This window comes from Anaerotruncus sp. (genome assembly GCF_057433415.1).
Window position 1 is genome coordinate 1 of the sequence record NZ_DBMDHH010000086.1, and the last position, 6,723, is coordinate 6,723.

General features: G+C 61.9%; 7 protein-coding genes and 1 other RNA gene. 3 read left to right on the forward strand and 5 right to left on the reverse strand.

Annotation, left to right across the window (positions count from 1 at the left end; translation table 11 throughout):
• Positions 1-1,246: 1,246 nt before the first annotated feature.
• Positions 1,247-1,498, forward strand: a complete 252-nt coding sequence (secG, locus tag ACZO3G_RS14170; RefSeq protein ID WP_101549413.1) for a preprotein translocase subunit SecG — start codon at positions 1,247-1,249, stop codon at positions 1,496-1,498.
• Positions 1,499-1,555: 57 nt separating this feature from the next.
• Here secG and ACZO3G_RS14175 read toward each other — a convergent pair whose 3' ends face one another.
• The 3 genes from ACZO3G_RS14175 to rnpB all read right to left on the reverse strand — a co-directional run bounded on the left by ACZO3G_RS14175 (position 1,556) and on the right by rnpB (position 2,758).
• On the reverse strand, positions 1,556-1,984 hold the full coding sequence (locus tag ACZO3G_RS14175) for a GNAT family N-acetyltransferase (RefSeq protein ID WP_276874338.1): 429 nt from the start codon (positions 1,982-1,984) through the stop codon (positions 1,556-1,558).
• Positions 1,985-2,029: 45 nt separating this feature from the next.
• Positions 2,030-2,290: a pro-sigmaK processing inhibitor BofA family protein gene (locus ACZO3G_RS14180; RefSeq protein ID WP_172439160.1), complete on the reverse strand. Its 261-nt coding sequence runs from the start codon at positions 2,288-2,290 to the stop codon at positions 2,030-2,032.
• 106 nt (positions 2,291-2,396) lie between these two features.
• Positions 2,397-2,758, reverse strand: an RNA gene (gene rnpB, locus ACZO3G_RS14185) — RNase P RNA component class A.
• A gap of 230 nt (positions 2,759-2,988) precedes the next feature.
• Between rnpB and gdhA the strand changes: the two genes are divergently transcribed.
• A complete protein-coding gene (gene gdhA, locus ACZO3G_RS14190; RefSeq protein WP_276874333.1) occupies positions 2,989-4,344 on the forward strand; it encodes an NADP-specific glutamate dehydrogenase in 1,356 nt (451 codons plus the stop codon).
• 201 nt (positions 4,345-4,545) lie between these two features.
• On the forward strand, positions 4,546-5,613 hold the full coding sequence (locus tag ACZO3G_RS14195; RefSeq protein ID WP_276874342.1) for a branched-chain amino acid aminotransferase: 1,068 nt from the start codon (positions 4,546-4,548) through the stop codon (positions 5,611-5,613).
• A gap of 362 nt (positions 5,614-5,975) precedes the next feature.
• Here ACZO3G_RS14195 and ACZO3G_RS14200 read toward each other — a convergent pair whose 3' ends face one another.
• Together ACZO3G_RS14200 and ACZO3G_RS14205 are read right to left on the reverse strand one after the other, a co-directional pair.
• On the reverse strand, positions 5,976-6,233 hold the full coding sequence (locus ACZO3G_RS14200) for a hypothetical protein (RefSeq protein ID WP_101549421.1): 258 nt from the start codon (positions 6,231-6,233) through the stop codon (positions 5,976-5,978).
• A gap of 141 nt (positions 6,234-6,374) precedes the next feature.
• Positions 6,375-6,551, reverse strand: coding sequence for a hypothetical protein (locus ACZO3G_RS14205; protein WP_172439106.1), 177 nt, complete (start codon positions 6,549-6,551; stop codon positions 6,375-6,377).
• Positions 6,552-6,723: the final 172 nt, after the last annotated feature.

Here is a 6,723-nt window from a genome sequence, read left to right on the forward strand (position 1 = left end):
AAAGGAACCAAAGAAGGGCGCGAGGGGCTGCGCCCCTGCGACCCCAGCGCCGCCTCCGGTTGGCCTGCGGCCAAAGTCGGCGGCGCCCGGTTCACGGATGAGCGGACGGGTGTACAGCATCCCGCCCGCCGCCGCGCCGCGGGCGCAATGCCTCTGCCGGCGAGTCTCCGGAACCGAATCGGACGTGCGTTCGGGGAGGCACGACCGCTTTTGCGTGGCGCGCAGCGCCCACGGGGAGGCGGAAAACTGCGCGGCTACGCCGCGCACGCGCGCAGAGCGCGCGAACGTCCGGAACGGGCGTTGTTTTCCGCCGTGTGTCCCCGGCGAGCCATCCGGCTTCATCTATTGGGAGCGCCCGCAACCTGAATTGAGCCTTCAGCTGGTGTACCTGTTGGGAGCGGCTGTAACCTGCGGGTACTGGCAAGGTACTCCCGGAGATACCGCTTGGAGTTCCGGCCCGCAGGGCCGGGTCCGCGTAGCGGACTCAAGCCGGGGACGCGGGGCGGAGCGCCCGCGACTGCGGTCCGCAGACCGCGTTTCGGAGGCCAACCGCCGAAGGCGGCTCTTAGGCCGGAGATCGGCCGTCGCGCGTAGCGCGCTCCGGGCATCCGCCGAAGGCGTCCTCTCAGGATTCCGGCCCTTCGGGCCGGGTCGCATGGCGACTCCCTACGGGGAATCCAAAGGGGTCGCGAAGCGACAGCCCGAATGGGAACACCATTTGTCCCGAAGGGACAAGTGGCGCCTGTGGCCCTCTTTGAATGCGCGTCGCCGCAGGCGAGGAGCGCATCTATGCCCGGGCAGGCCGCCCAAGGCGGAGGGCCCTTGAGCGCCCTTCTTCCGCCGACTTCTTGGGCGCGCAAGAAGTCGGCCCGCCCGCCGGGGCGGGTCCCGGCAATCCATGTCGCCGCAGGCGGCTCCCCTCAGCTCTCCGAAGGAGGGCGATCAAATGCCTCGCCGGGCGCAGCGCGGATTATCTAAAAAGCCCCGCCGCCCACGGGCGGCAATACCCGTGAAAGCTCCGCCGCTCCCCGAGCGGCAAAAAAACAGAAGCCGGACGGGAGGCCCGTCCGGCTCGGGTTTTCCGCCCCGTGCAAACGCAATTTCGAGGTAAAAACCGTTTTTAGTATGCGCCCGGGGGATGAAAAGATGCAAAACGGAAAAAATTATTTGAAACCCTTGCATTGAAAGGGTGATTATGCTATCATATTACGAGTTGGAGTACTCAGGAATCGGAGGTAAAAAAAGGATGAATGCGATTGAAATCATCGGCGGCGTTCTGATCATGATTGCTGCCGTTGTGATTACCGTGACTGTCATGTTTCAGGAGGGTAAAGGCAACGGCCTGAACGCGCTTGCCGGCTCGAATGAATCGTCCTATCTCGGGAAGAACAAAAACCGCTCGATGCAGGCGACCATGGTCCGCGTCACCAAGTATACGGGGATCGCGTTTGTGGTCATCACGCTTGCGGTCTATCTCATCAGCTACGCGATGAAATAAGCGATTTGCGGACAAACGCCCGGCCGTTCGGCCGGGCGTTTTTTGTGCCGGGGATGTTCAGAAAAACTCCTTGACAAGCGTCTCATGCTCGCAGAATTCCTCGAAGAACCGTTCCCCCGTGGGCCGGTAGCCGCACTTCTCATAAAAGGGGATGGCGTAGAGCTGCGCGCCCACGACGATTTTTTTCGCGCCCCGCTCCCGCGCCGCGGCCTCGAGCCGTTCCATCAGCAGCCGCCCGAGCTGCTCGCCGCGGAAGGCCTTGCACACCGCGATGCGCCCGATGTGGAAGGTCTCGCCGTCCGCGTCGCAGTAGACCCGTCCGGTGGCGGCGGGCCGGCCCTCCCGGTAGACGACCATGTGCCGCGACACCGCGTCGAACTCGTCCTCGTCGGGGATGGTGAAGCCCTGTTCCTTCGTAAATACCTCGTCGCGCACCCACAGCGCGTCGGAAAGGTTGTCCGTGCCGTCAAAAAATCGAATCTCCATAGCGTCCTCCGGTAAATGAAACGTTCACCGGACCATTATACGCCCTCACACGCCGAAAATCAACTTGACGACGAGCAGGGAAATCACGCCGGGCAGGCCGAGCAGCGTGGCGGCGCCGACGGTGAAGAGGTTGGGGGAGAGGGCGATCCCGGTGAAGGCCCCGGACCAGCAGACGGCAAGGAGGGCGGCGTTGCCGGTGAGGGCGGAGAAGCAGAGGGAACGGAGAAAATGCCGGGAACGCCACAGGGCGGCGAGCATGATCAGGCAGACGGCGCCCGCGGCGGCGGTCAGGATGGATAGCGCCATATTTTTCACCTCCGGGCTTTTGGATTCCATTACAGGATATGTCCGCGCGCCGGAGGATATGTCCAAAAAAAGAGCCCGCAGCCATGTGCTGCGGGTTCTTTTGCGCGTAGAGAGGGCGTCTGTAAGCCGGGTTCTGTCGTGGACAACGATCTTTCTGGGCCGCGCGTCGCCGCGCGGCTCAAGCCGCCTTTCGGGACCCGGCGGGCCGCCGCATCGTCCCAGCTGGCGTTGCTTCGGATAGGGTTTACATGGCGGCGCGGTTACCCGCGTCCCGGTGAGCTCTTACCTCGCCTTTCCATCCTTACCACCGTCCGCGGGGGAAGCCCCCGTGATGCGATGGCGGTATCTTTCTGTTGCACTTTCCCTCGGGTCGCCCCGGCCTGCCGTTAGCAGGTATCCCGCCCTGTGAAGCCCGGACTTTCCTCACGCCCCCGCAAAGCGGGGCCGCGCCGCTGTCCAACGCGCTCTCTACACTGGTGTAAGTATACGCCAAACGCACGAATCCGTCAACCTTGTCCGTCAATCCTGCAAAGATCATATAAAAAACGTGAAAACTTTGAAAAAAGACCATTTTTTTGCAACATTCATCTTGCATCACTGCAAATGATTCATTATAATAAAGAATATCTCATAAGCGGCCCGCCGGCGCGGCGGCCCGAACGGGCCGGATGGATGAAATTCGATAAGGGGGAATTTTCATGTCAACCTTTCAAAGTACATATCTGCAGGGCGTCTACGACACCGTATGCAAGCGCAACCCGAACGAACCGGAGTTTTTGCAGGCGGTCAGGGAGGTCCTCGAATCGTTTGAGCCGGTCGTGGCCCAGCGTCCCGACCTTGTAAAGGCGGGCATCATCGACCGGATCGTCGAGCCCGAGCGGTTCATTCAGTTCCGCGTCTCGTGGGTGGACGACGAGGGCAACGTCCAGGTCAACCGCGGTTTCCGCGTCCAGTACAACTCCGCGATCGGCCCCTATAAGGGCGGCCTGCGGTTCCATCCGAGCGTCTGCGCGTCGGTCATCAAGTTCCTCGGCTTCGAGCAGTGCTTCAAGAACTCGCTGACCGGGCTGCCGATGGGCGGCGGCAAGGGCGGCTCCGACTTCGACCCCAAAGGCAAGAGCGACGGGGAGATCATGCGCTTCTGCCAGAGCTTCATGACCGAGCTCTACCGCCACATCGGCCCGGACACCGACGTCCCGGCGGGCGACATCGGCGTGGGCGCGCGGGAGATCGGCTACCTCTACGGCCAGTATAAGCGCCTGCGCAACGAGTTCACCGGCGTTCTGACGGGCAAGAGCCTCTCCTACGGCGGCTCCCTCATCCGCCCGCAGGCCACCGGCTACGGCCTGCTCTACTTCACCCAGCAGATGCTCAAATCGATGAAGAACGACTCCCTCGCGGGCAAGACGGTCGTCATCTCCGGCTCGGGCAACGTGGCCATCTACGCCTGCGAGAAGGCGCAGGAGATGGGCGCGAAGGTCGTCGCCATGTACGACTCCAACGGCTATATCTACGACAAGGAGGGCATCAAGCTCGACGTCGTCAAGCAGATCAAGGAGGTCGAGCGCGCCCGCATCAAGGAGTATGCCGCGCGGGTGCCCGGCGCCGAGTACCACGAGGGCTGCAAGGGCATCTGGACGGTCAAGTGCGACGTCGCGCTGCCCTGCGCGACCCAGAACGAGATCGATGCGGAGGCCGCGCGGGCGCTCGTCGCAAACGGCGTGATGGCGGTCTGCGAGGGCGCGAACATGCCCAGCACCCCCGAGGCGGTCGAGATCTTCCAGAAGGGCGGCGTAATCTTCGGACCGGCGAAGGCGGCCAACGCGGGCGGCGTGGCGGTCAGCGGCCTGGAGATGTGCCAGAACTCGGCGCGCTATTCCTGGACGGCCGAGGAGGTCGACGCCAAGCTCAAAAACATCATGGAGAACATCTTCCACAACGTGTTTGATGCGTCGAAGGAGTTCGGCGCCGAGGGCAACCTCGTAATGGGCGCGAACATTGCCGGCTTCATGAAGATCGCCGACGCGATGAAGTGGCAGGGCGTCGCCTACTAAGCGAAACGGGTCCCGCACAGCGGATGAGAAACGATCAGGCTGCCGGAATTCCTTTCCGGCAGCCTGTTTCCATACCGCCGGAGGTTTGTGGCATCTGACGAAAATAACGGATTTTTTTTGACACGGAACCGCTTCCGTGCTATGATGGAAACCATATAGAAAACCGTATCACCGGGGAGAAAAAAGGAGTGTTTACCTATGATGGAGATCAAGGTCACGCTGACCGATCATCCGAAGCAGAAGCCCGACGAGAACAACCTCGGCTTCGGCCATATCTTTACCGACCACATGTTCCTGATGGACTACGACGACGGACAGGGCTGGCACGACCCGCGCGTCGTCCCCTACGGCCCCATCCCGATGGACCCGGCCTGCTCCTGCCTGCACTACGCGCAGGAGGTCTTCGAGGGCATGAAGGCCTACCGCACCGCCGACGGCAAGATCCAGTTCTTCCGTCCCGGCCAGAACTTCAAGCGCCTGAACACCTCCTGCGAGCGCCTCGTCATCCCGAAAATGGATGAGGAGCTGCTGATGGAGGGCCTCAAGCGGCTCGTCACCATCGAGAAGGACTGGGTCCCCTCCGCGCCGGACACCTCCCTCTACATCCGCCCCTTCATCGTCGCCACGCAGGCGGTGCTGGGCGTGCATCCGTCCGCGCACTACGTCTACTGCGTCATCCTCTCACCCTCGGGCGCCTACTACGCGGGCGGCATCGATCCGGTCAAGATCTACGTCGAGACAAAATATGTCCGCGCGGCCTCCCAGGGCGGCATGGGCGCCTACAAGACGGGCGGCAACTACGCCGCCAGCCTCATCGCGCAGGAGGAGGCCGAGAGGCAGGGCTATTCCCAGGTGCTGTGGCTCGACGCGGTCGAGCGCAAATACGTCGAGGAAGTCGGCTCGATGAACGTCTTCTTCAAGATCGACGGCGAGATCGTCACCCCGGAGCTCGACGGCAGCATCCTGCCCGGCATCACCCGCAAATCGGTCATCCAGCTACTCCGGTCGTGGGGCATGAACGTCTCCGAGCGCAAGCTCTCGATCGATGAGCTCGAAAGCGCCGCCAAGGCGGGCAAGCTCGAAGAGGCGTGGGGCACCGGCACCGCCGCCGTCATCTCGCCGATCGGCGAGCTCAAATGCGGCGACACCGTCACCATCATCAACGAGGGCAGGATCGGCGAGATCAGCCAGAAGCTCTACGATACGATCACCGACATCCAGTGGGGGCGCATCCCCGATCCCTTCGGGTGGATCACGCCCTGCTGCTGACCTCTTGGGTTTGCCGCGCTGCGACGGCCCGCAGGCCTAGTGCCGGAGGCGTGTCCCGCCGACGGCCGCCCGGCGGGGCTATCGCGGGAATTGCCGCTTTCCAAGCGGCAAGAATTACTTGCGCGTTCCGCCGCGCACCACGGGTTCCTTTTCGGACGGACGAAAAGGAACCAAAAGTCCGCCTAAGGGACTTCCGCCAGTCCCTTAGGAATCCCCGGGAGTACCTTGCCATAACCCGCAGACTACCGCCGCTCCCCACAGGTACACCAGCTGAGGGCTCAATTCAGGTTGCGGGCGCTCCCAATGAACGAAAATTTTACTGCGCAACAAGAAGCGGCCGCCCATCGGGCGGCCGCTTCTTATTACAGCACGGTGAGGCGCTTGAGCAGGGAAACACAGTCGAGATAGCCACGCCAGTAGGCCCAGCCGACCTCGTAGTTTGCGCGGGTGCGAAGGACCTGGCGGTAATCGTCGAATGTTTCTCCGCCGGGCAGGGCGGCTTCGAGCTGTTCAACCTGCTCGTCAAGCAGGGAACAGGCTTCGGAATCGTGCAGTGCGTCCCGCTGTTCGGTGAGACGCCCGTGAAGGTAGCTTTCAAAGTCGTCATGGGTGACGGTCATGGACGGCTCCTTTCTGTCATTGCCGCACAGGTACTTGCAGAAATCATGCGCACATGGTAAAATATTTGTGCGTGAGGTCCGCAAGGTCCTGTGCGTGGGGTCGGAAACGGCGAACTTCTTGTTGGGGGCGCGCCGTTTCCTTCACTTTTCCTTGAGGCTTTTGATGCCGTCCCGGATCGCTTCTGGCTGGGTTTTCTGATGTCGCGTACAGTAATCAAGGAGGATTTTGAAGTCCTCGTCGTTGATACGCGCTCCAACCTTATGCGGTTTCGGATCGGTCGTCGGCCGCCCCATTTTTGCGGCGGTCAGGTGCGTCACCTCCTTCGACTTTTGACCCCAAAACAATTATAAGATTTTTGGGGTCAAAAGTCAAGAACTTTTTGCGAGCCGGGTTGTTCCATAGTTGGGAGCATCCGCAACCTGAATTGAGCCTTCAGCTAGTGTACCCATGGGGTGTGGCGGTAACCTGCGGGTACTGGCAAGGTACTCC